Origin of the sequence: Pyxidicoccus trucidator, assembly GCF_010894435.1 — a bacterium.
Classification (GTDB): Bacteria; Myxococcota; Myxococcia; order Myxococcales; family Myxococcaceae; genus Myxococcus; species Myxococcus trucidator.
In genome coordinates, this window is sequence record NZ_JAAIXZ010000001.1 from 1,077,137 (window position 1) to 1,098,564 (window position 21,428).

Annotated in this window: 15 protein-coding genes; 5 read left to right on the forward strand and 10 right to left on the reverse strand. The window is 71.1% G+C overall.

Annotated elements, in window-relative coordinates; all coding sequences use genetic code 11:
- Position 1: 1 nt before the first annotated feature.
- From G4D85_RS04525 to G4D85_RS04535, 3 genes are read right to left on the reverse strand one after another with little or no spacing between them, the layout of a single operon-like run.
- Positions 2-1,402 (reverse strand): DUF1501 domain-containing protein, encoded by a 1,401-nt coding sequence (locus G4D85_RS04525; RefSeq protein WP_164008194.1) that lies wholly within the window; start codon positions 1,400-1,402, stop codon positions 2-4.
- A 17-nt stretch (positions 1,403-1,419) separates the two neighbouring features.
- Complete coding sequence (locus G4D85_RS04530) at positions 1,420-2,109, reverse strand: hypothetical protein (RefSeq protein WP_164008196.1); 690 nt, start codon at positions 2,107-2,109, stop codon at positions 1,420-1,422.
- Positions 2,109-4,130: a DUF1585 domain-containing protein gene (locus G4D85_RS04535; protein ID WP_164008198.1), complete on the reverse strand. Its 2,022-nt coding sequence runs from the start codon at positions 4,128-4,130 to the stop codon at positions 2,109-2,111. Before G4D85_RS04535 ends, G4D85_RS04530 begins: the two co-directional genes overlap by 1 nt.
- A gap of 170 nt (positions 4,131-4,300) precedes the next feature.
- Between G4D85_RS04535 and G4D85_RS04540 the strand changes: the two genes are divergently transcribed.
- Entirely contained in the window at positions 4,301-4,864 is a 564-nt protein-coding gene (locus G4D85_RS04540) for a DUF420 domain-containing protein (RefSeq protein ID WP_164008200.1), read from the forward strand.
- A 27-nt stretch (positions 4,865-4,891) separates the two neighbouring features.
- Here the strand turns inward: G4D85_RS04540 and G4D85_RS04545 are convergent, their stop codons facing one another.
- From G4D85_RS04545 to G4D85_RS04560, 4 genes are read right to left on the reverse strand one after another with little or no spacing between them, the layout of a single operon-like run.
- Positions 4,892-6,118 (reverse strand): hybrid sensor histidine kinase/response regulator, encoded by a 1,227-nt coding sequence (locus G4D85_RS04545; protein WP_164008202.1) that lies wholly within the window; start codon positions 6,116-6,118, stop codon positions 4,892-4,894.
- Complete coding sequence (locus tag G4D85_RS04550; protein ID WP_164008204.1) at positions 6,115-6,561, reverse strand: response regulator; 447 nt, start codon at positions 6,559-6,561, stop codon at positions 6,115-6,117. The genes G4D85_RS04545 and G4D85_RS04550 overlap by 4 nt, the downstream gene beginning before the upstream one ends.
- Entirely contained in the window at positions 6,558-8,843 is a 2,286-nt protein-coding gene (locus G4D85_RS04555) for an ATP-binding protein (RefSeq protein ID WP_164008206.1), read from the reverse strand. The genes G4D85_RS04550 and G4D85_RS04555 overlap by 4 nt, the downstream gene beginning before the upstream one ends.
- Complete coding sequence (locus G4D85_RS04560) at positions 8,824-9,432, reverse strand: biliverdin-producing heme oxygenase (RefSeq protein ID WP_240359064.1); 609 nt, start codon at positions 9,430-9,432, stop codon at positions 8,824-8,826. The genes G4D85_RS04555 and G4D85_RS04560 overlap by 20 nt, the downstream gene beginning before the upstream one ends.
- Before the next feature lie 205 nt (positions 9,433-9,637).
- Between G4D85_RS04560 and G4D85_RS04565 the strand changes: the two genes are divergently transcribed.
- Genes G4D85_RS04565 through sitI6 form a run of 3 tightly spaced genes read left to right on the forward strand, consistent with a single transcriptional unit; the run spans position 9,638 to position 11,952 of the window.
- A complete protein-coding gene (locus G4D85_RS04565) occupies positions 9,638-10,450 on the forward strand; it encodes a metallophosphoesterase family protein (protein ID WP_164008208.1) in 813 nt (270 codons plus the stop codon).
- A gap of 37 nt (positions 10,451-10,487) precedes the next feature.
- Positions 10,488-11,201: a SitA6 family polymorphic toxin lipoprotein gene (sitA6, locus tag G4D85_RS04570; RefSeq protein ID WP_164008210.1), complete on the forward strand. Its 714-nt coding sequence runs from the start codon at positions 10,488-10,490 to the stop codon at positions 11,199-11,201.
- A gap of 28 nt (positions 11,202-11,229) precedes the next feature.
- Positions 11,230-11,952, forward strand: coding sequence for a SitI6 family double-CXXCG motif immunity protein (gene sitI6 / locus G4D85_RS04575; RefSeq protein WP_205525414.1), 723 nt, complete (start codon positions 11,230-11,232; stop codon positions 11,950-11,952).
- Positions 11,953-11,999: 47 nt separating this feature from the next.
- Here sitI6 and G4D85_RS04580 read toward each other — a convergent pair whose 3' ends face one another.
- Together G4D85_RS04580 and G4D85_RS04585 are read right to left on the reverse strand one after the other, a co-directional pair.
- Positions 12,000-14,588, reverse strand: a complete 2,589-nt coding sequence (locus G4D85_RS04580) for a S8 family peptidase (protein WP_205525415.1) — start codon at positions 14,586-14,588, stop codon at positions 12,000-12,002.
- A 70-nt stretch (positions 14,589-14,658) separates the two neighbouring features.
- Complete coding sequence (locus tag G4D85_RS04585) at positions 14,659-19,002, reverse strand: DEAD/DEAH box helicase (protein ID WP_164008215.1); 4,344 nt, start codon at positions 19,000-19,002, stop codon at positions 14,659-14,661.
- A 220-nt stretch (positions 19,003-19,222) separates the two neighbouring features.
- On the opposite strand from G4D85_RS04585, the gene G4D85_RS04590 reads away from it, so the two are divergent.
- On the forward strand, positions 19,223-20,743 hold the full coding sequence (locus G4D85_RS04590; protein WP_205525416.1) for a PAS domain-containing protein: 1,521 nt from the start codon (positions 19,223-19,225) through the stop codon (positions 20,741-20,743).
- Between the two features lie 70 nt (positions 20,744-20,813).
- Here the strand turns inward: G4D85_RS04590 and G4D85_RS04595 are convergent, their stop codons facing one another.
- The gene (locus G4D85_RS04595) at positions 20,814-21,407 is read right to left on the reverse strand and encodes a DUF2378 family protein (RefSeq protein ID WP_164008219.1); all 594 of its coding nucleotides are present in this window, start codon (positions 21,405-21,407) and stop codon (positions 20,814-20,816) included.
- Between the last annotated feature and the right edge of the window lie 21 nt (positions 21,408-21,428).

Below are 21,428 nucleotides of genomic sequence, written 5' to 3' on the forward strand. Positions count from 1 at the left end.
CTCAGGCGAGGATGGTGCGAAGGGGCTCCACGCGGGTGATGCTGTAGTCCAGCTTCGCCGAGGCAAGCACCGTGGCGATGACGTGCTCGGGGAAGATGTTCTCACCGTTCGGGTCCGCCGCGCCGGTGCGCAAGTCGAACGTGCCCGGCGACATGCCGATGTCGCCGCTCTTGCCGAAGACGGTGTTGTGCTTGAAGCCCGCGCCCATCAGCAGCGCGGAGCTGCACAGGTGGTGGTCTCTGCCACCGGACGCGTTGATGAGCGGCGTGCGGGAGAACTCGGAGAACACCATGATGGTGGTGTGGTCCATGAAGTTGCCGCCGGCCGGGTGCGGGCTGGTGCGCAGGTCCGTCACCAGGCTGTTCAGCGCGTCGAAGCCGCGGCGCTGGTTGTTGGCGTGGGTGAGCTGGCTGCCGAAGTGCGTGTCCAGGCCGCCCGTGAGGTTGATGGTGACGCACTGGGCGATGCCCTTCTTCAGCGCGGTGGCCACCGTGGCCGCACGGCCCCGCTCGCTGTCCACGTCCGCCTGGCTGACCAGGTTGTAGCGGCTGCGGACGTCGGCCATCTCCGGGAGCGTGGTGTCGAGGAACTGGAAGGACTTCTCCAGCCCCTGGGACTGCACCAGCCGCATCTGGTCCTGGCTGTTGGAGTAGGTGGTGCCCACGCCGCGCGTGCCGTACGCGGCCTGCTCGCAGGTGATGGGCTGGCCGCGGAAGTCGAGCAGCTGCTTCTCGAGCTCGCTGTCCAGCTTGTCCGCGCTGGGGCGCAGCGTCAGCAGCAGGTCGTCCCGGCGGCTGACGCGCAGCGCGTTGGCGAAGCCGGGGTACCTGTCGTTGTACGACTCCACGTTGTAGGAGATGGAGGCGATGGGCACGCGGGGCTTCATCTGCCCCACGATTTCCGTGGCCGTGGAGGAGCCGCGCGCGGCGCTGCCGATGGGAATCTTCCCGGTGAGGAAGTACCGGTAGCCGACCTCGTGGCCCAGCGTGTTCATGTTGATGCCGCGAATCACGGTCATCAAGTCGTAGTGGTCCGCCAGGGCGCCCACCGCCGGCCCGAAGTCGATGTTCGACCGGCCCTTGCCCGCGATGTCCGGGATGACGGGGCGCGCCTGGAAGCGCGAGTCGTTGATGAGGTTGTAGCCGGGCAGAATCTTCGTCTCGGCCGCGCGGTCCGCGGTGAACTCGTCCGGGTCTCTCGGGTCGAAGGCGAGGAGCTGGTCCCAGCCGCCGGAGAAGTAGACGAAGACGAAGCAGCGGTCCGCGGGCGCCAGCTCCGCGGCCTGGGCGAAGGCGCGGAAGGGCACGCCGCCCAGCAGCGTGGAGCCCATGAAGCCGGCGGCGGCCTTGAGGAAGGTGCGGCGCTCGGGACGGTGGTTCTCGTCGTGGCGGTTCTTCTTCATCGCAGTCACTCCGAGGCTCAGTAGGTGATGAAGCGCGAGTCCGTCAGCATGGCGATGCACACCACCGCCAGCGCCTGGTCCCGCCGCTTGGGGTTCATGGCCTCCACCCGCGTCGCTGCCTGGGTGAAGAGCGCCACCCACTTCGTCAGCTCGTCACCGGCCAGCGGAGAGCCCCAGAAGCGCGTGGAGTTGTAGACGAGGAACTCGCGCACCTGCGCGTCGGTCAGCTTGCGCAAATCGTCCCACCGGCCGGGCAGCGTGCGGCTGAGCACGCGCAGCTCGGGGTCGGCCTGCAGCAGCTCGTCCTTCGCCTGGAGCGTGCACACCAGGCGGGCGCCGTCCTCGAGGAACTTGGCGAAGACGAGGTTGGGCTCGGTGTTCTCGCTGACGACGAGCGCGAAGTCGGCGCGGCCGAGGGACGTGGCGCGGGCGTCGATGCCGTCGCGGCCGTCGGGGGTAATCCAGCGGCGGCCCACCGCGTGGAAGATGGCGGCGTCCAGCTGGGACACGGTGAGCCGGCGCGGGGCGCGGCCCACGCTGCCGCCCTGGGCCTCGGGGTCCGGCAGCGGCTCGAAGTCACCGGGCTGGTGGGGGTTGGGGACGGGCTCCAGCTGCCCGTCCAGCGGCGGAGGCGTGGACTGCTCTCCGGACTTGGTGCAGCCGGCGGCCAGCGCGAGCAGGGCGGCGGTCAGGACAAGGCGGCGCATCAGTCAATCCTCCGGTAGGCGTCCGTCGTCACGACGCGCTCGATGAGCGACTTGAGCTTGTGGCCGCTCTTCGCGAAGTCCTGGGACAGCGGCGTCAGGTACATCCGCTGCTCCTCCGCCGACATCGGCCGGCCGAGGAACTCGTTCCAGATGCGCTTGACGGTGCAGCGCTCCAGGTCGCCCGTCTGCAGCATGCGCTCGACGAGCAGCTGGGGACCGGCCTCGATGTTCTGCTCCTCGTCCGCCGTGCGGTAGAGGTACGTCTTGAGCATGCCCAGGCTGCTGGCGCCGTCGCCGTCATAGGCCTGCATGACGTACTGGCTGCACTCGCCGCCGCAGTTGGTGTCGCCGTTGAGGGCGCAGTCGCGGCACTTGGGGTCGAAGCGGGGGAACTGGTCCGCGGGCAGGAACTGCGCGCCGCGCTCGGCGTAGCGGCCCCAGTGGGCGCCGGTGGGCTCAATCGTGGCGTGGCAGTAGTTGCAGCCGCAGCGCACCGCGAGGTTGTTCTCCCGGTTGCAGGAGTCCTCGGGCGGAGGCAGCGAGCCCTCGGACGGCGGGGAGAACGTCTTGCAGAGGAAGGCCTCGTAGAAGTGGTTCACCCGCGCGCGCTGGGTGGGGAAGCGGTAGAGGAAGGCGGGGGTGGTGAGCACGCCCGCGTGCGTGGCGTTGCGCGTGTACTCCGCCCAGGCGCCGTTCTCCTGGTAGGGGATGGCGGGCACCGCCTCCTCCGCCGTGGGAGCGGACACGTTGAAGACGCCCACGCCCTGCTTCTGCCGGTAGTACTCCGACAGGGTGCCGTTCACGAAGGAGCGGCGCGTGGTGAGGATGTTGAAGTAGGGCTCGTCACGCGACACCACCGACTCGGCGATGCGCAGCGGCTCCTCGTTGAAGGCGGCCACGCGCAAGTCGTGCACGTTGCGGACGTTCTGCGGGGCGCCGATGGCGGGCACCTCGCAGCGGCGCATCTTGTCACCGCAGCCGCAGCTGCGGTCGCCGTTGAAGCGCGCCGACTCGCAGGAGGCCATGGTCCACGGATTCGCGCTGTTGTTCTGCGCTTCGATGGCGCACACCTTCACGGTGGCGGGCGTGGTGGCGGTGGCCCAGTAGGGCTGGGGCATCGTCTCGTAGCCCTCGCGCAGGACGCAGCCGCGCCGGGGCATGTAGTTGCCCTTCACGTTGTCGCGCCAGTCCGGGTCCAGCGTGCAGCGCTTCAGCTCCACGAGGGACGGGCGGGAGGCGGGGTTGGGGTGCTCGAAGGCGACGACGCGGGTGCCCTCCAGCTTCTCCACCGTCAGCGCCGCCGTGGCCGTGCGGGCCGGGTCCGGCAGGCACATGAACGAGTCCTGGTTCGCGCCACGCACGTCACAGAAGTAGACGTACTTGCCCCACACGGCGTGGTCTCGGACCTGCGCGCAGGTGGTCACCTGGTTGGCGCCGGCCGTGTACGTGGCCAGCGGCGTGCAGCTATAGAGGTTGGTGTCGTAGTCGAAGGTGACGGGCATGGGCACGCCCCGCTCGTCGCGGCACGTCGTCACCCGCTCCCGCAGGGGCGCCGCGTGGGCGTCCGGCTGGGGCGCGGTGAGGCAGGAGTCCTGCTCGATGCTGCCGTCACACCCGGCGCCGTTGATGCCGCGCAGGGCGGAGGCGCTGTTGCCACCCAGGAAGAGGGCGCTGGTGTCGGCGCCCGAGCCGCTCAGGCGCGAGTTGCCGTTGTCGAAGACGCTGGCCGACAGGTTCGAGCGCAGCAGCGAGCGGTGATACGCCCGGATGCGCGCGCGAAACTCCTCCTTCTCCATCAGGGCGCGGATGTCTTCCGAGCCGATGGAGCCCTTGGCCTGGATGGCCTTGAACTCCTCATAGGTGGGAGGGCGGCCGAGCAGGTCCAGCGACAGCTGACGGAGGTGCCGCTCCAGGGGCACCTTGGCGACTGGCGCACAGACGGCCGCTTCCTGGGCGGAAGCTGGCACGGCCAGAAGCAAGGCGGCGCCGGCCAGGGCGGCAAGGCAACGCACACGGTCCAAGAGGGACCTCCGAGAGGGGGGGTCGGGGGTGACCGAGTCGGAGTATGCAGGGTTTTCTGTTTGAAGATCAAACGTTGCTGAAACAATGGCTCATGCGACATGTATGAACAGGTCGTTTCAGCAAGGCAGTGGCGGTTGCAACGGTGTGCCTGTCGAGAGAGATAGAGGCCATGTCGAACGCCGCCCCCGCTGCCCTGCCCCCCCGAGTGAGTGACCGGGCCTTCTTCATCTTCACGGCCGTGGTGTCCGTGGCCGCGCTGTCGTTCCTCGCGTGGATTCTGCTGGTGCGGCGCGGCGGCGCGGTGAGCGGGGTGGATCTGCGCTTCCTGCCGGCCGTCAATGCGGGGCTCAACGCGACGGCGGCGGCGCTGCTCATCGCCGGGTGGGTGGCGGTGAAGCGCGGGGCGAAGCGGCTGCACCAGTATCTGATGGTGTCCGCCTTCGCGGCGTCCGCGCTCTTCCTGGTCTGCTACCTGTCCTACCACTACGTGCACGGCAACACGCGCTACGCGGGTGAGTGGCGCGCGCTGTACCTGGTCATCCTGGCCAGCCACGTGCTGCTGTCCATGCCGGTGGTGCCCATGGCGCTGGTGGCCTTCTACTTCGCGTGGCGCAAGGAGTTCGCCCGGCACCGCAAGGTGACGCGGTGGCTGGCGCCCATCTGGGTGTACGTGTCGGTGACGGGCGTCGTCGTCTTCTTCATGCTCCGCGGCAGCATGCCGGCGGTGCCGTAGGACGTCCGCAGCGCGCGCGGCGCTGGCTCAGGGCAGCAGCGCGGGAGTGGAGCCGGAGGGGGAGCCCCCGCCCTTCCCGGAGCCAGGGTCCTGCCTCGATGGGAGCTCTCCGCCGTCGGGCGTGCCCCGGGGCAGGCGCACGGTGAAGGTTGAGCCCCGGCCCACCTGGCTCTCCACGTGGATGGTGCCCCCGTGCAGCTCCACCATGCGGCGGGCGCTGGCCAGCCCCACGCCGCTGCCGGACACGTCCCGGGACACGTTGCGCCCGCGATGGAAGCGCTCGAAGACATGGGGCAGGTCCTCGGCGGGGATGCCGATGCCCTCGTCGGACACCTCCAGCCGCACCCCGTCCGGCGGGTCGCCGCGCTCCCGGGCCAGCATGACGGTGACGGTGGTGCCGGGGGCGCTGTACTTCACCGCGTTGCCCAGCAGGTTCTCCAGCACGCGCTCCAGGGCCTGGACGTCCCAGTGGCCGCTGAGGTCCTCACCATCCGTGTGCAGGACGAAGCGGTGGCGGGCGGACGCCTCCAGCGCGTGCACCTTGGAGCCCACCAGGGCGCGCAGGTCGAGGCGCTCGCGCCGCAGCGCCTGCTCCTGGCCGCGCGTGTCCTCGAGGAAGTGGTCGATGAGCTCGCCCATGCGCTGCGCGGCACGGACGATGTGCTCCAGCCGCGACTCCTGCGTGGGCTTGAGGGCCCCTTGAGGGAACTGGCGGCGCAGCACCTCAGCGTTGAGGGCGATGATTTGCAGCGGCCCCTTGAGGTCATGGGTGGCCAGGGCGAACAGCTCGTCGCGCACGGCCAGCGCCTCCTGGGCGGCCCGCTCCGCGCGCTCGGCGCGCACGCGGCGGTCCTCCAGTTCGCGTTTCATGCGCACGGTGTCCACCGCGCTCCGCAGGCTCCGGCGCAGGCGGTCCGGGCTGTAGTTGTCCTTGATGAGGTAGTCCTGGGCGCCCGCCTTCATCGCATCCACCGCGACGCGCTCGCTGCCGCTGCCGGTGAGCATCACCACGGCGGGAGCGCCGCCCGGGTGGCGCGCGTGCAGCTCGCGCAGCAGGCCAACGCCCGTCATCCCCGGCAGGTGGTAGTCCACCAGCACGACGTCCGGCGGCGCGGCGGAGATTCGCGCCAGGGCTTCCTCGGCGGAGGTGACGGTCTCCAGCGCCCAGTCCGACTCCATGTCGCGCTCCAGGGCCCGGCGCACGGCGAGCCGGTCCGAGGGGCTGTCATCCACCAGCAACACGCGCAGGCTCATGCCGTCGAGTCCTCCGCGCCGGGCAGCCGCGCCGCGTGGAGCCAGAACGCCTGGAGGGCACGCGCGGCGACCTCGAGCTGCTCGCCGGGCTCCGGCTTGAAGAGGTAGCTGTTGGCGCCGTCCGCGTAGGCGCCCTCCACGTCCAGCGGCTCCTTCGAGCTGGAGAAGATGATGATGGGGAGGCAGCGCAGCCGCGGGTCCGCCTTGAGGCGCGACAGCACCTCGCGGCCGCCCATGCCCGGCATGTGCAAATCCAACAGCACCAGCGCCGGCCGTGGCGCGCTCGCGTAGGTGCCGCGCTGGTAGAGGTAGTCCAGCGCGCTCTCCCCGTCGCGCACGCGAACCAGGGGCAGGGGCGAGGGGAGCCGCCGGGCGATGCGCTCCAGTGCCACCGCGTCCGCGTCGCTGTCCTCCACGAGCAGCAGGGGTCGTGTCCCTGTCATGCCGGCCCCCGGCCCAGGGTGAAGTAGAAGGTGGAGCCCTGCCCCGGCGCGGAGTCCACCCAGAGGTCACCGCCGTGCAGCCGCACCAGCCTGCGGGCGATGGCGAGCCCCGCGCCGGAGCCCCCGCCATAGGCCTGCGCAGGGTGCAGGCGCCGGAACATCTCGAAGATGCTCTCGTGGAACTGCGGCGGAATGCCGATGCCCGGGTCTCTCACGAAGAAAACGTAGGGCGCGTCCGAGCGGTGCGCCGCCGCCGGACGGGGCTCGCCCGGCCCGAGGAAGCCAAGCTCCACCCAGCGCGGCTCGGCTGGCTGGTACTTGACCGCGTTGGTGAGGAGGTTGGCCCACACCTGGCGGATGCGCACGGCGTCGCAGGCGACGCGGGGCAGGCGGCGGGGCAGGCGCACCTCGGTCCGCCCCTCTTCCAGCCGCGCGGAGAGCGTGCCGAGCACCTCGTCCACCAGCTCCTGCATCTCCGTCTCGCCCCAGGCCAGCTCCAGGCGCCCGAGGCGGCTGTACTCGAAGAGGTCGTCCAGCATCGCCTGGGTGCGGCGGGCGAGCCAGCCAACGGCCTGGAGGTGCTCGCGGCCCTCCGGGTCCAGCGAGTCGGCGTGGTCCTCCAGGAAGAAGGTCGTGTACTGCTGGATGCCGCGCAGCGGCTCCTTGAGGTCATGCCCCACCGTGCCGCTGAAGGACTCCAGCTCCGCGTTGGAGCGGGCCAGCGCGCGCGACAGGCGCGACAGCTCCGCCGCGTGACGCAGCACCATGCCGGCCAGCGCTCCCCGGAAGGACTCGGCGGCTGCCACGTCCTCGCGTGTCCAGGGAGCGCTCGCGCCGCGCACCTCCTCGCGCCACGCGGCGAAGGAGCCGCGCGGGTGCAGCCGCGTCTGTCCCGGCTCCGGTCGCGCCGGCTTGTGGGGGTCGCCCGCCCAGATGACGGTGTGAGACACCTCGGGGCGGAACCAGAGGGCGAAGCGGGGCGCCTCGGGGTCCAGCCGCACCGCCAGCAGGCCCGCCGCCACGTCCGTGCGCGCGGCCAGGGGTGGGTAGAGCGCGCCCAGGCGCTCCGTCTGGAAGGTGGCGCCCCGGCCAGCCTCCGCCGCGAGCCACGCGGCCAGGGCCCGCACCTCGGCCTCTCCGGGCGTCTTCCCGAAGAGGAGCGGCGTGTCGCCCGTGGCCCCCTGCGCGTCCGCGTCGAGGACGTCACCGAGCAGCAGCGCCGCGCCGGTGGCGCCGGTGAGCTCCAGCAGCAGCTCGCCATGCGAGTCCAGCGCGACGGGCAGCGAGGGGCCCTCGCCAAGGCGCGTGACGAGCTGGCCCTGGAGGTCCGCGCGGCGGGCGCGGGAGGCGGCCTCGGCACCGCGCTCCTCGGCGGAGAGCTGGAGGGACAGGAGTCGCGCGAGCACCTCGCAGGCCTGGCGCCTTGCGGCGGACACGTGGCGCGGCGAGAGGTGGTGACAGGCGATGAGGCCCCACAGCGCGCCGTCCTTCAGCAGCGACACGGAGAAGGACGCGCCCACGCCCATGTTGCGCAGGTACTCCAGGTGCACCTCGGACACGCTGCGCAGCGCGGCGCCGGACAGGTCCAGTGGATGGCCGGTGTCCGGCAGCGTGGGCGGCACCAGCGCCACCGGGCGCGCATTCACGTCCGCGATGAGGCGCAGCGGGTTGCGCGTGTAGAGGGCCCGGGCCTGGACTGGGATGTCGGTGGCGGGGAAGTGCAGGCCCAGGAAGCCATCCACGTCCGCGCTCCGGCTCTCGGCCAGCACCTCGCCGTGCCAGTCCGCGTGGAAGCGGTACACCATGACGCGGTCGAAGCCGATGAGCCCGCGCACCCCGTCCGCGGCGGCCTGGAGGAGCGCGGTCGTCCCACGGGCCAGCGCCAGCGGAGACACCAGCTGGTGCACGGCGGACAGTGCGTCCTCCTCTGCCGTCGCGTCTTCGTCCTCGAGGAGCTCCAGCTCCAGCACCGTCAGGCTGTCGAGGGTGTGCAGCAGCGCGGAGCAGGCGCGGCCTCCCGCCGTCACCCACACCGGGCCGATGGCGGGGCCGGCGCGCACGCGCCGCAGGGAGTCCGCGTCCAGCACGCGGGTGACGGACTGGCCTCGCAGCGACTCGGGCGGCAGGCCGAGCAACCCTTCGGCGTTGGCGCTCACCACCACCACGGTGAGGTCCGGCTCACGGAAGGCCAGCAGCACGCCGTGCGGCTGGACACCGCCGAGCAGGTGGATGGGCTCCCTGTCACATTGCGAGAGGTCCAGCTCAGGCGCGGAGGGACGCATGGCCTGTCTCCCGCAGCAACCACGTCCCGAAGGCGTCGAAGGTGTCCTGTGCTCCCTTCACCGTGCGCGCATCGAAGTCGGCGGAGGCCGCCTGGGCCGCCGCGTCGGTGAGGGCCTGGCCGAAGGCGCGCCACCGGGGGCCCACCTCCTCGCCATAGGCACGGAAGAAGGCGAAGTCCCCCACCGATGCGTCGGCGAAGTGGCGCTTCAGGTGACGGAGGATGAGCTGACCTCCGAGGGTGGAGCCCTCCAGCACGTAGAAGCAACCGAGCGCCTCGGGCACTCCGGACAGCGGCGGCAGGTGCGGGCAGCGGGGCAGTTGGGCCAGCGAGGCGGCGTCATGGCCGAGCGCGCGCAGGTCCTCCTCCAGCAGGGGCACCTTCCAGCGCTCGTGCGTACGCAGGGCGGGCACGGCTTCCGTCAGCCGGGCGGAGAGCTCCCCTTCCAGCGGGACATAGAAGCCATACAGGGCTTCCAGGTGGCGTCGGTAGTCGCCAGGCGTGAGGCCCGGCTCCATCAGCCGAACCGCGGCCTCGGTGCGCTCGTGGTGGGGGCGCGTCTCCGTCTTCAATCGCTGCAGCAGGGACAAGGTGTTTGGAAGATGGCCTCAACCCTGCACGGGGGGAACCGATTTGCTTGGTCAACTGTCCACCCGGTTACCTCCGCATCACCCTGACGCACGGTTGGAGGGGCCCACAGGGGCGGAGTGTTCACCGGGCGCGTGGGGGCTTGGGACTCCGCGCGGGCCCTGTGCGCCCGTCAGGAACCCGGGCCGCCATCCGACCCTCGGGGCCATGCGAATCCTGACACTCGACACGGTGCCGGCACAGACCTGGCCCTACCTGTCCGCGGCACCGCGCGGCGGAGCGGAGATACGACACTTTCCATTGCTGCGCGGCACGGTGGACGCGCTGCCGGAGGACCTGGAGGCGCTGCTGGTGCTGTCGGACCTGCAGGGCGTGGCGACGCATGCGCTGCATGACGGCGCCGTGGCGCTGCTGGGCGAGGTGCTGGCGGACACGTTCGCGTCGCTGGGGGAGCTGGGGGAACTGCCCCTGCCGGCGCATACGGGCGTGGTGCTCGCGGGGGACCTGTACTCGGATGCGAGCGCGAATGTACGCGGGGCCTCGGGGGATGTGCGGTCCGTGTGGAAGGCCTTCGCGGCGCACTACCGCTGGGTGGTGGGCGTGGCGGGGAATCACGACACGTTCGGCAGCGCGCGCGAGCAGGAGCGCTTCAAGCAGCAGCCTGGGGTGTACCTGCTGGATGGCGAGGCGGTGGACGTGGATGGGCTGCGAGTGGGGGGCGTGGGCGGCATCATCGGTCGGCCGGACAAGCTGGGGCGGCGCGAGGAGGAGGAGCACCTGGGGTTGATGCGCGAGGTGCTGCGCGACGAGCCTGAGGTGCTCGTGCTGCACGCGGGTCCGGATGTTCCTGGCACGGATGTTCGTGGCAGTGCGGTCATCCGCGAGGTGCTGGAGCAACGGGAGGGCTTGCTGGTCGTGTGCGGGCACGCGCACTGGGAGGAGCCGCTGGCCGTGCTGCATGGGGGGACGCAGGTGTTGAACGTGGACAGCCGGGCCGTGCTGCTCCAGCGGGGCGGGTGAGTCGCTGCATTTCCGTGGAGCGGTATCGTCCGGGGATATGACTGTGCGCTCCCGGGTTTGTCTGTCGCTGTCCTTGCTGCCCGCTGTGCTTCTGCTGGCGTGCGCCGCGTCCTCGACTGGGAGGCACGCGTGGGAGGACGCGGAGCGTTTGGAGCGCTGCGGGCAATCGGACGCGGAGCAGTGTGTCGCCCTTGCCTGTGAAGGTGGCGACTGCGGCCTCTTCGACTGCGAGGACGTGGAGTCGCAAGCCCTGGCTGCCGTGCCGCATGAGGTGGAGCTGGCTCAGGGCTATTACCGGCCGCCCTACCGCCCTCCGGCCTTTCGCAACTGGAGGAACACCGGCGTCCGACCCCACGCACGGCCGCGGATGACGTTCCACCTCCGCTACCGCCAGGGCTTCCTCCCGGCGCTACCGCGTGAGCCGGGCAAGCTCGTGCACCATCACCTGTTCCCGCAGCAGAGAGAGCTGGCACTGTGGTTCGCCCAGAATGGCGTGGACATCCACAAGTTCACCATGCTCATTCCGGAGCACATCCACCGGCAGATTCACAGCGGCACCGGCCGCGGAGGGATGTGGAATCGAGCCTGGCAGGACTACAAAAGGGCCCTGGGAGACAGGCCCGTGCAGCCCGCGGAACTTCACCGCAAAGCAGTTGAGTTCATCTTCCGCTTCGAGTTGACCGGCCCTGTCGTGCCCTACAACACCCGAATAGGACCCTTTCCGCCTGGCCCCCAGCTACATGGGCCCTGATGAGCGGGCTACAGCAGAGAGAGGAATCGTGAAGTTCTACGAAGCCGAAACAGATGCATCGACAGGCTACACGGGCTACCTCGACGCCGTGCATCGCTGGGGGCTACCCGGCGTGCAGCCCTGCCCGACGTGCCGCACGGGTGGAGGCTCGCCATCGCTCGCATATCCCTGCGTGGATCTGTCCAGTCTCCCCGAGCACGAGCTCAAGAAGCTCTCCAACCCCTGGCCCGTTCCACGCGAGGAAATCTCCAGGCTCGCCGAGCTGGTACAGCCGTTTGCACCCCCATGGGCATTGTTGAAGCCAGGAGCGCAGTTCGGCCCGCTGACCGGTTCAGGTTCGGGCCGGTTCGGCATGCTCTTCATGCAGAGCTCCTGGTCGCTCTATCTCCGGCGTGAAGCCCTGGAGCAGCTGCGGGCCGCCGGAGTTCGCGGTCTTCACGGTTGCCTCATCCAGGTGGGCTTTCGTGGCAAGAACGCGCCTGAGCTACTGGAACTACAGCTGGAGCTGCACGGCCGAATTCACCCGTCGTGCCTGCCTGAAGGCCGCAAGCCCCCCTGCCCCACGTGTGGCAATGACCGGCTCAAGGTTCCCAGTCCCATCGTCCTCGACGCCGCGTCGCTCCCAGCCGACGTGGACGTCTTCCGCATGGCGGAGGCCTGGACCGTCATCCTCGTCACCGAGCGCTTCGTGGACGCCGTGGCTGGGCTCGGACTGGACGGAGTGAAGTTCCAGGAGTTGGAGACCCGCTGAGGCAGGCCCCCGGCACCGAATGGCCGGGAGCCCCTCTCACCCACGCCTCAGCGGCAGAAGCCGTCCGCGGCGCAAGTCCTGCCCGTGGCGCAGGTCAGCCCTGTCCCGATGCAGCTCGGCTGGCACGCGCCCACGCCCGTACCGTCGCTGTAGCAGCGGTAGTCGGCGCGGCAGTCACCCTGCCCCGTGCCCACCTGCTGCGTGCACGTCTCGCGACACGCCCGCGTGCCCGTGCCCACCGTGTAGCACTTGGAGCCCGCCGCGCAGGCCGCGCTGGAGCAGTCCTGCGAGCAGTAGCCTCCCGGGTAGTTCGTCAGGCAGTAACCCCCGGGGCACTGCGCATCACCCGTGCACGCACCGCCCACCTCCAGCTCCGGGTCGTCGTCCACGGGCGCCAGCGGCAACAGGTCGTAGCTGATGTTCTCGAGCGTCCGATTGTCCGCCAGCACCAGCGGCTCGAACGAGTCCAGGTTGCGCCAGAAGCCGGTGCGCTCGCTCTCCTCGAAGATGTCCCCGTCCTGGTCGTCGTCGATGGTCGCCAGCGAGTAGTACGTGCGCGGCACCAGGTTGATGGAATACGCGTAGTTGGCCGAAGCACGCGCGAAGGTGATGGCCTCCTCCGCCACCTGCCACTCGCCCCTCGCGTCCTGCCATACGAAGGCGATGATGGCGTCCAGGTCCTGCGTGGACCCCACGCTGAGCTTCACCTCCACCGTCGCCGAGCCCACCGCGCCCGCCGCGTTGGAGCCCGCCAGGTTCAGCGTCATCACGTAGTCCCCGTCCGGCAGCCCCGCCGCGTCCACCGCCACGTTCACCGCGGCCGAGCCGAACGCCGGCACCGACACAGAGGCTCCACCCGGGAACGTCACCCTGCCCGCCTCGGGCCCCGAGGCGCTGGCCGTCACCGTCAGGTCTCCGCCCTGACGGCCGCCCACGTTGCTCAGTGAGACCTGCTGAACCCCACTGCCCCGGAAGAAGAGCGAGGCCGTGGCGACGTTCAGCTGCGGAGGCAGCGTGTCCGGATTGAGGTTGGCCACCCGGGCCAGCGCGGACCGCGCGTTGATGAGGCCCGAGCCACATCCACCCGAGCACTGCGCGGCCGGAATGGCGGTGGCCGTGGCCTTCAGCGTGGTCTCCGCCATCACCGCCGTGAGGCTCGTCCCCGCCCGCTGAGAGGCCGCCGCCATCAGCGCCACCACGCCCGCCACGTGCGGCGCCGCCATGCTCGTCCCCTGCAGGAAGAGGTAGGCCGGCTGGTTGTTCTCGTCACGCGCGGTGGACAACACCCCGTCCGGGTAGGTGTCGCCGTTGAGGTCCTCGCGCATCTCGCCGCCCGAGGCCATGACGTCCACCCTCGCCCCGAAGTTGGAGAAGCTGCTGCGACGGCCCGAGAAGCCCGTGGAGCCCACGCAGATGATGCTGTCCTGGTTGCAGGGCGTGCTGTTGCTGGCGTCCACGTTCTCGTTGCCCGCGGCGATGACGAAGATGGAGCCGCGCCCGATGCCCGCGTTGATGACCTCCTGGTAGATCTGCTGCGGCGGCGCCGAGCCGCCCAGACTCAGGTTCACCACCTTCGCGGGGTTGGCGTTGGGCGGCACGCCCGTCACGGCGCCGCCGGTGGCCCAGTTCATGGCCGCCGCGATGTCGAAGCTGGTGCCTCCCCCCTTGCCCAGCACGCGCACCGGGAGGATGCGCGCATTCCACGCCACGCCTGCCACGCCGCTGGTGTTGTTCGTCTGCGCGGCCACCGTGCCCGCCACGTGCGCGCCGTGCCACGAGGAGCCACCGCTGGGCTCGTCACGGCCCTCGTCCAGCGGGTCGGCGTCACGGCCGTTGAAGTCCCCAGCGATGCTCGGGTCCTGAATCATGTCGTAGCCCGGCACCCGGCGGCCATCCAGGTCCGGGTGCGGGATGATGCCGGTGTCGATGACCGCCACCACGACACCCGTCGCGTCCGACTCGATGTCCCACGCGGCCGGCAGGTTGATGGTGGGGTAGTGCCACTGGACGCTGTAGCCGTTGTCGTTGGGGACCTTCAGCTTGTACATCCGGATATTGCGGTCCGTGTAGCGCACGCCCGGGAGCGCCGCGAGCTGCGCCACCAGCGTGCGCGTCTCCTCCGCCGTCACCGCGTGGCCGTCCAGCGCCTCGAAGCCCACCAGGTGCAGGTGCTCACTGGCGTAGCCCTTGTGCACCGCGCGGTAGCCGGGGAGCTTCGCCGCCGTCAGCACGTGCTCCGGCGACAGGCCCGAGTCCTCGAAGCGCAGGATGACGTCGCCCGGAATCGTGGGGTCCGTCGTCGGGATGCGCGCCAGCGGCGGCGCCCCCAGCGGCGGCGGGACGATGGGCAGCCCCGGGTCCGTCACCACCGGGCCGGGCTTGCGCAGCCGCATGCCCCGCACCTGTTCCTTCAGCTTCGTCAGGTCCGCCTGGCTCAGCGGCGAGTGGACGACGCGGGAGGCGCCGCCCTCGGCGGACTCGTCACTGCTGCGGAACGGCGTCAGCTGCCCCCGGATGACACCCGTGGCTTCCGGGTTGCCCGCGTCGGGACGATTGGGACGGTCATCGTCATCGTCCTCGTCCGGGCAGCCAGTGGCGGTGAGCAGCAGAAGACCCAGCAGCAACAGACGGCGCATACGGACAGACCCCCTCGAGACACAGTCGTGGGGGCACCCTACCATCGCGCCTGCGATTGAGAGCCGAATCTCAGCTCGCCAGCACCTCGCCGCTTCCGCCCTCCGTGTCATCCCCGGCGTTGCCGTCGGCCTCGTCCTCCAGCTCATCGACGCCGCGAGGAACGCCGTCCACATAGGTGACGACGTTGCCCGGCATTGCCGGCACGCGCGGGCCCGGTGTCACCACGCCCGTGAGGTTGAGCGGGTCCACTCCGGAGAGCTGCACCCGCACACCCGACGGGGCCTGGCGACGCACCGCGCGCGCCATGTCCACCGCCTCCGGCAGCGCGAACTGCTCGCCCACGAAGCCCGCCACGAAGCGCCCACCGCGCACCTCGCCTCGTGCCTCCATGCGCCGGTACACGAAGAGCAGCTCGCGCCACGTGGGCGCCAGCGCCTCGCGCATGACCAAATCCCTCCAGACGATGCCGTAGCGCTGGAGGAACAGTCGCGCCAGCGACTCCATCACCTCGTCCGCGGGCTTCGGCTCGGCCGGGGCCAGCAGGCTCCAGCGCCCGGGGCCGCCGCGCTGCAACAGCTTCTGCCGCTTGCGGTGCGCAGGGCTCTGGAGGATGCGCAGGTTCTGCACCGCGTCCGCCGTCACCAGCCCGCGCGCCACCAACTCCCACAGCGCGTCCTCCACCTCGGCGGGCAGCCGCCGCGCACGCGACACCAGGTCCTGGAAGAAGCACGCGCCCCGCCGCTCCAGCACCGTCACCACGTCCTTCGCCGGCACGCTCAAGTCCGGCGGCGTCCACACGTCCCCGTCCGCCAGGACGGCATGGGGCCGCGCCGCGGTGAGCATCCACTCCAGGTCCTCGCGCAGCGTGAAGGTCAGCGGCGCGTTGCGCGTGGGCGAGGCTCGCGAGCGCGGCGGCGGAGCGGGCTCCACCTCCACCGGCGCCCCACGGCGCGGGCCCGGCGGCGGCTTCGCGTCCTTCATCGTCAGCCGGCCCCAGGCCACCTCGCCCGCGTAGCAGGCCCGCTCCAGCATGTCCGGCGTGTACCCGCGCATGCGCACCGGCAGCAGGAAGCGCTCCCATGCGGAAGCCGGCGCCTCGTAGCCCTGCAGCAGCTTCACCGCCTTGAGCAGGCCCGTGGAGCCCCGCAGCGCGTCCACGTCCTCCAGGTGGTGCCACCGGAAGAGGAAGCGCATGAAGTCCTGCGCGCTCAGCGGCTCGATTTCCCGGCGCAGCCGCCCCACCGTCATCCGGTGGATGCGCTGGAGCAGGCGCCTGTCACACCACTCCAGCGGCGGCATCTCTCCGGGGGCGAGCGGCGCCTCCAGCGGACGGAAGCGGCCGCGCAGCACGGAGCCCTGGGACTCCAGCGCGTGCAGCGCCACATTCACCTCGTCCTCGGTCAGCACGGTGAGCCGCGCCAGTTCCGTCACGGTGGTGGGGCCCAGCATCTCCATGCGCCCGCGCACCACCTGGAAGATGGCGGCGTCGCGCTCCACCGGTCTGTCGTACTCCAGCACCGGCAGCGGCGGCTGCGTCACCGCATCCGGGAAGAGCGCCCGCACCGCGTTGCCCCGCTCGGCGGAGACGAGGAAGCGGCCCGCGGGCAGCTCCAGCCACGCCACCCGCCCCTGCTTGAACAGCGGCACCTCCAGCCCTCGCGGCACCTCGTGCGCGTGCACCAGGATGAGCTGCAGGAGCGCGTCGTGCAGCTCGTCCTCGTCGCGCATCGGCGGCGCGGCGTCCTCCACCACCGTGGCAATCGCCGCGGCATCCAGCGCGCCGAAGGCCGCCGCGTCCTCGGCGGGCATGGCGCGGCGCAGGGCCACGTTGCGCACGCGGCGCTCCTCGGCCGGCGCGTCGTCCAGGAAGGTGTACGGCTGGCTGTGAATCATCGCGTGCGCGAAGACGCTCGGCTCCGGCACGTCGCGCGCCTCCAGGCGGATGCGGCCGTCGCGCATGCGCCGCAGCACCTCGCGCAGGCCGTCGACGTCCATGGCCTCGCGCAGGCAGTCGTCCATCGTCTGCTTCACCAGCGGGTGGTCCGGCAGTTCAATATCACCGCCCCCGTGGTTGTCCTGGCAGCCCACCTGCGCGGGGAAGACGGCGGCGAGCAAATCCTCGCTGCGCGCGCGCTGGAGGTTGGGCGCCACGCGCTTGCCCGACATGAACCGGTGCAGCGCCAGCGCCCGCGTGGCCACCCAGCGGAAGCGCGTGCCGAAAATCGGCGCCTGCAACACCGCCTGCACCAGCACCTCCTCCACGTGGTCCGGGTGGAGGAAGTCGAAGATGTCCGCCAGCGGGAAGGAGTGCTGCTCGCCCAGCGACAGGAGGATGCCGTCCTCGGTGGCCGCCGCCTGCAGCTCGAAGTCGAACGAGCGGCAGAAGCGCTTGCGCAGCGCCAGCCCCCACGCGCGGTTGATGCGGCTGCCGAAGGGCGCGTGGATGATGAGCTGCATCCCGCCCGCCTCGTCGAAGAAGCGCTCGGCCACCACCGTGGTGTGGCTGGGCACCGCGTCCAGCATCTTCTTGCCCAGCCGCAGGTAGCCCATCAGCGCGTCTACCGCGGGCGGCGGCATGCGCAGCTCCTTCTCCAGGAAGGCCTGCGCGTCCTCGCGCTTCAACAGCTCCTCGCGCAGCCGGCCCACCTGGGCGGACAGCTCGTCCGTGCGCCCCGGCGCCTCGCCGCGCCAGAAGGGCACGTTGGGCGGCGCGCCGCGTGCGTCCTCCACCACCACCGTGCTGCCCATCACCCGCTGAATCCGCCACGCCGTGCTGCCCAGCAGGAAGATGTCCCCGGGCGACGACTCCACCGCGAAGTCCTCGTCCAGCGTCCCCACCACCTTGCCCTCGGGCTCGGCGGTGACGCTGAAGGTGAAGGTGTCCGGAATGGCGCCGCCGTTGGTGAGCGCGGTGATGCGCACGCCACGCCGGCCCTTGAGGCGCTGATTGACGCGGTCTCTGTGCAGGTGGATGCCCGCCCGGCCCCGCGCGGCGGCGATGCCCTCCGACAGCACCTCCAGCACGCCCTGGTACTCCTCCCACGTCAGGTCGCGGTACGGGTACGCGCGCTGGTAGAGGCTGAAGAGGGCGCGCTCGTCCCACTCCTCGCAGGCGCACGCGGCGACAATCTGCTGCGCCAGCACGTCCAGCGGCTTCTGCGGAATCCGCACCGCGTCCAGGTCACCTTCGTGCACGGCGTTGAGGAGCGCGGCGCACTCCATCAACTCGTCGCGCGTCATCGCGAAGACGATGCCCTTGGAGATGGCGGCCTTGTGGTGGCCCGCGCGGCCCACGCGCTGGAGCAGCACGGCGATGGCGCGCGTGCTGCCGAGCTGCACCACCAGGTCCACGTTGCCCACGTCGATGCCCAGCTCGAGCGACGCGGTGGCCACCATGGCGCGGAGCTGCCCGGCCTTCAGCTTCTCCTCCGCCGCCAGGCGAATCTCGCGCGACATGCTGCCGTGGTGGGCCGCCACCGTGCCCTCGCCCAGCCGCTCACCCAAATCGTGCGCCACGCGCTCCGCCATCTTCCGCGTGTTGACGAAGATGAGCGTGGTGCGGTGCTGCCCCGTCAGCTCCACCAGCCTGTCGTAGACCTGGCCCCACATCTCGTGGGTGGCGAGCGAGGACAGCTCCGCGTCCGGAATCTCCAGCGTCAAGTCCCAGGGGCGCAGGTGGCCCACCTCCACGCGCTTGCACTCACGGTGGGAGGCGCCGGTGAGAAAGCCGGCGATGGCGTCCAGCGGCTTCTGCGTGGCGGACAGGCCGATGAGCTGCGGGCGGACCTCGGTGAGCGCCTTGAGCCGCTCCAGCGACAGCGCGAAGTGGCTGCCCCGCTTGTCGCGCGCCAGGGCGTGGATTTCGTCCACGATGACGGTGCGCACCTTGCGCAGCGTGGCGCGGGCGCGCTCGGCGGTGAGGTAGAGGTAGAAGGACTCCGGCGTGGTGATGAGGATGTGCGGCGGCCGGCGCACCATCTGCGCGCGCTCGGAGGCGGACGTGTCCCCGCTGCGCACCTGCACCCGCAAGTCCTGAGGCGTGTAGCCCTCCGCGCGGGCGCGGGCGAGCAGCTCCTCCAGCGGCTGGAGCAGGTTCTTCTGCACGTCGTTGCCCAGCGCCTTGAGGGGCGACACGTAGAGCACCTGCGTGCAGTCCGGCAGCGTGCCCTCCACCGCGAGGCGGAAGAGGGAGTCCAGCGCCGCGAGGAACGCGGTGAGCGTCTTGCCGCTGCCCGTGGGCGCGGCGATGAGCACGTCCTGGCCGGCCTGGATGAGCGGCCAGCCCTCCACTTGAGGGCGGGTGGGCTCGCCCAGACGCTCGGCGAACCAGCGCCGCACCACGGGGTGGAACGGGGCCAGCGCGGGATGCGCCGCGCACTCGGCGGCGAAGTCGAGGCTGATCTGCGGGGGCATGCGCACTCTCCAGGAACAGCCTGAACACAGGTGCAGCCCGTCGTCAACGCGGCGCCACTGCACCCGGGGGCTACGTGCTACCCGCACGCCTGGAGGGCACAGCTCCCGACATGCATGGGGCAAACCCTGAACACGCGTCACCTCGCGGACGGGCGCGCGGCGGCGGGTGTCACCTACTCTCCATGTGCGGCGACGCGGCGCGGCGGGACGAGAGAGTCGAATGCACCTTGCGTGCTACCTCCTTTCCCAACCCCCAATGGTCTCCTCCAGCCGCTACGCGCTCGAAGCGCTCAATCCCGATGGCTTCCTCGCCCTGCGTCCCGACGGAGGCAGCGCCGAGGCGCCCACGGACTTCCTCTGTGACTACGCCAACCCCGCCGCCGAAGCGCTGCTGGGCCCGGGGCTGAGCGGACCACCGCTGCTCGCGAGCCGGCCCGCGCTGGCCGGAATGCTCGCGCCGTGGACGGCCACCCTCGTCACCGGCGCGCGCACCGAGCACTCCTTCGGCTGGGGCGAGGGCGAGACGGCACGCCAGGTGCGCGCGCGCACGGCGCGCATGGAGGACGGCCGCCTCGCGGTATGGCTGGCGGACATCACCGAGGAGGCGCGCTTCGTCGTGGAGGCGGAGGCCTTCGAGGAGCGGATGAGCGCCTACGTCGAGTGCATGCCGGACGCCTTCCTCGCGCTGGACGCGGGCTTCAGGGTGCGCCACGCCAACCGCGCGGCGGAGAAGCTGCTGGGCTCCAGCCGGGACGAATTGCTGGGCCGCATGCTGTGGGACGCCTACGCGGAGGAGCCCGAGTCCACCCTGCGCCGCCAGCTCCAGCGCGCGCTGAGCGGCGGACGCACCGTGGAGTTCGAGGAGTGCCTTGCCCCCACGCGGGTCCACTGCCGGGTGACGGCGGTGCCCACGTCGGGCGGATTGCTGGTGTACCTGGCCGACATCACCGCGCGCCGGCGCACCGAGGACACCCTGCGGCGCACCAGCGCCCTCTTCAACGCCGTGCTCCAGGGCTGCACGGACGCCATCTACACGAAGGACCTGGCGGGCCGGTACACGCGCATCAACGCGGCCGGCGCGAAGCTGATGGGCAAGCCGGTGGAGGAGGTGCTCGGCCACACGGACGCCGAGCTGTGGCCGGAGGAGGCGCGCACCACGGCCTCGCATGACCGCGAGGTGCTCGCCTTCCGCCACACCTTCACCTACGAGGAGGCGCAGCGCGGCCCCAAGCCTCGCGTGTGGCTGTCCACCAAGGGCGTGCTCAAGGACGACACCGGCGCGGTGTTCGGCCTGTTCGGCATCAGCCGCGACATCACCGACCGCAAGGCCATGGAGGAGGCGCTGCGCCGCAACGAGGCGCGGATGCTCCAGGCGCTGTCCGCCGCGTCGCTGACGCTCTTCGACTTGCGGCTGCCCGAGGGCACGCTGCACTGGGAGCGCAACGCGGCCTCGCTCTTCGGACAGGCGGAGCTGCCGGTGGAGGAGCCGCTGGGCACGTTCCTGTCCCGCCTCCACCCTGAAGACAGGCTGGGCGTGGCGGAGCGGCTGGCCCGCTGCGCCGAGTCCCCCGGCGAGGTGGTGCTGGACTACCGCGTGGTGCTGGCGGACGGACAGGTGCGGCGGCAGGCACTGCGGGCCCGCTCACGCGCGGAGGACGGCCGCATCGGCCGCGTGCTCGGCGTGCTGGCGGACATCACCCACCGGCAGCCTGGTGCCAGCGGCGTCATCCAGGCGGCCTGAGTCACGCGAGCGCGCCCGGGTGGCGCGGCACGTTCCTGGCTGGCCCTGGTTCCGGCGGAGTGAGTGAAGCTCAGGCGTGCGGGCTGACCACGGCGACGGGGCCGCGGGCCACGCCCTTTGCCCAGGTGAGACGGAAGGTGGCGGCGGTGCCGTCGAAGGCAATCGGCTCCACCTGCACCTGCCCCGCGCCCGCGCACTTCAGCGTCTCCGCGAGGAAGCCGGCGGCGAAGTACGGGTTGTCCGCCGTCACGTCCTTCATCCACAGCGTGGCCGAGTCCTGCGTGGACTCCTCCACGCGCACCTCGTTGAAGTTGTTGCCGGCCCGGACGTTGTAGGGCACCCGCTCCAGCGTGCGCCGGGGGCCCAGGTGGGTGACGAGCGACATGCTGGAGCGGCCCGCCGACGTCTGCCGGAAGCCCTGCAGGTAGCGCGCGCCCAGCTCGAAGCACGCCTCGTGCGGGAGCAGGCCGGGGTAGATGTCCTGCGCGGCCACCCTCAGGAAGGAGCGCCACTGGTCCACCGTGTAGTGCGGGCGGAGCGGCTCGGACAAATCCAGGCCCACCGCCTTCAGGCGCTGCCGGCCTTCACGGGTGAGGTGCGGCCCCAGCGCGCGCACGAAGAGGGCTTCCACGGACTGAGCGAAGATGAGCTTCTCGGACGCCATGACCAGAACGTGGCAACAACC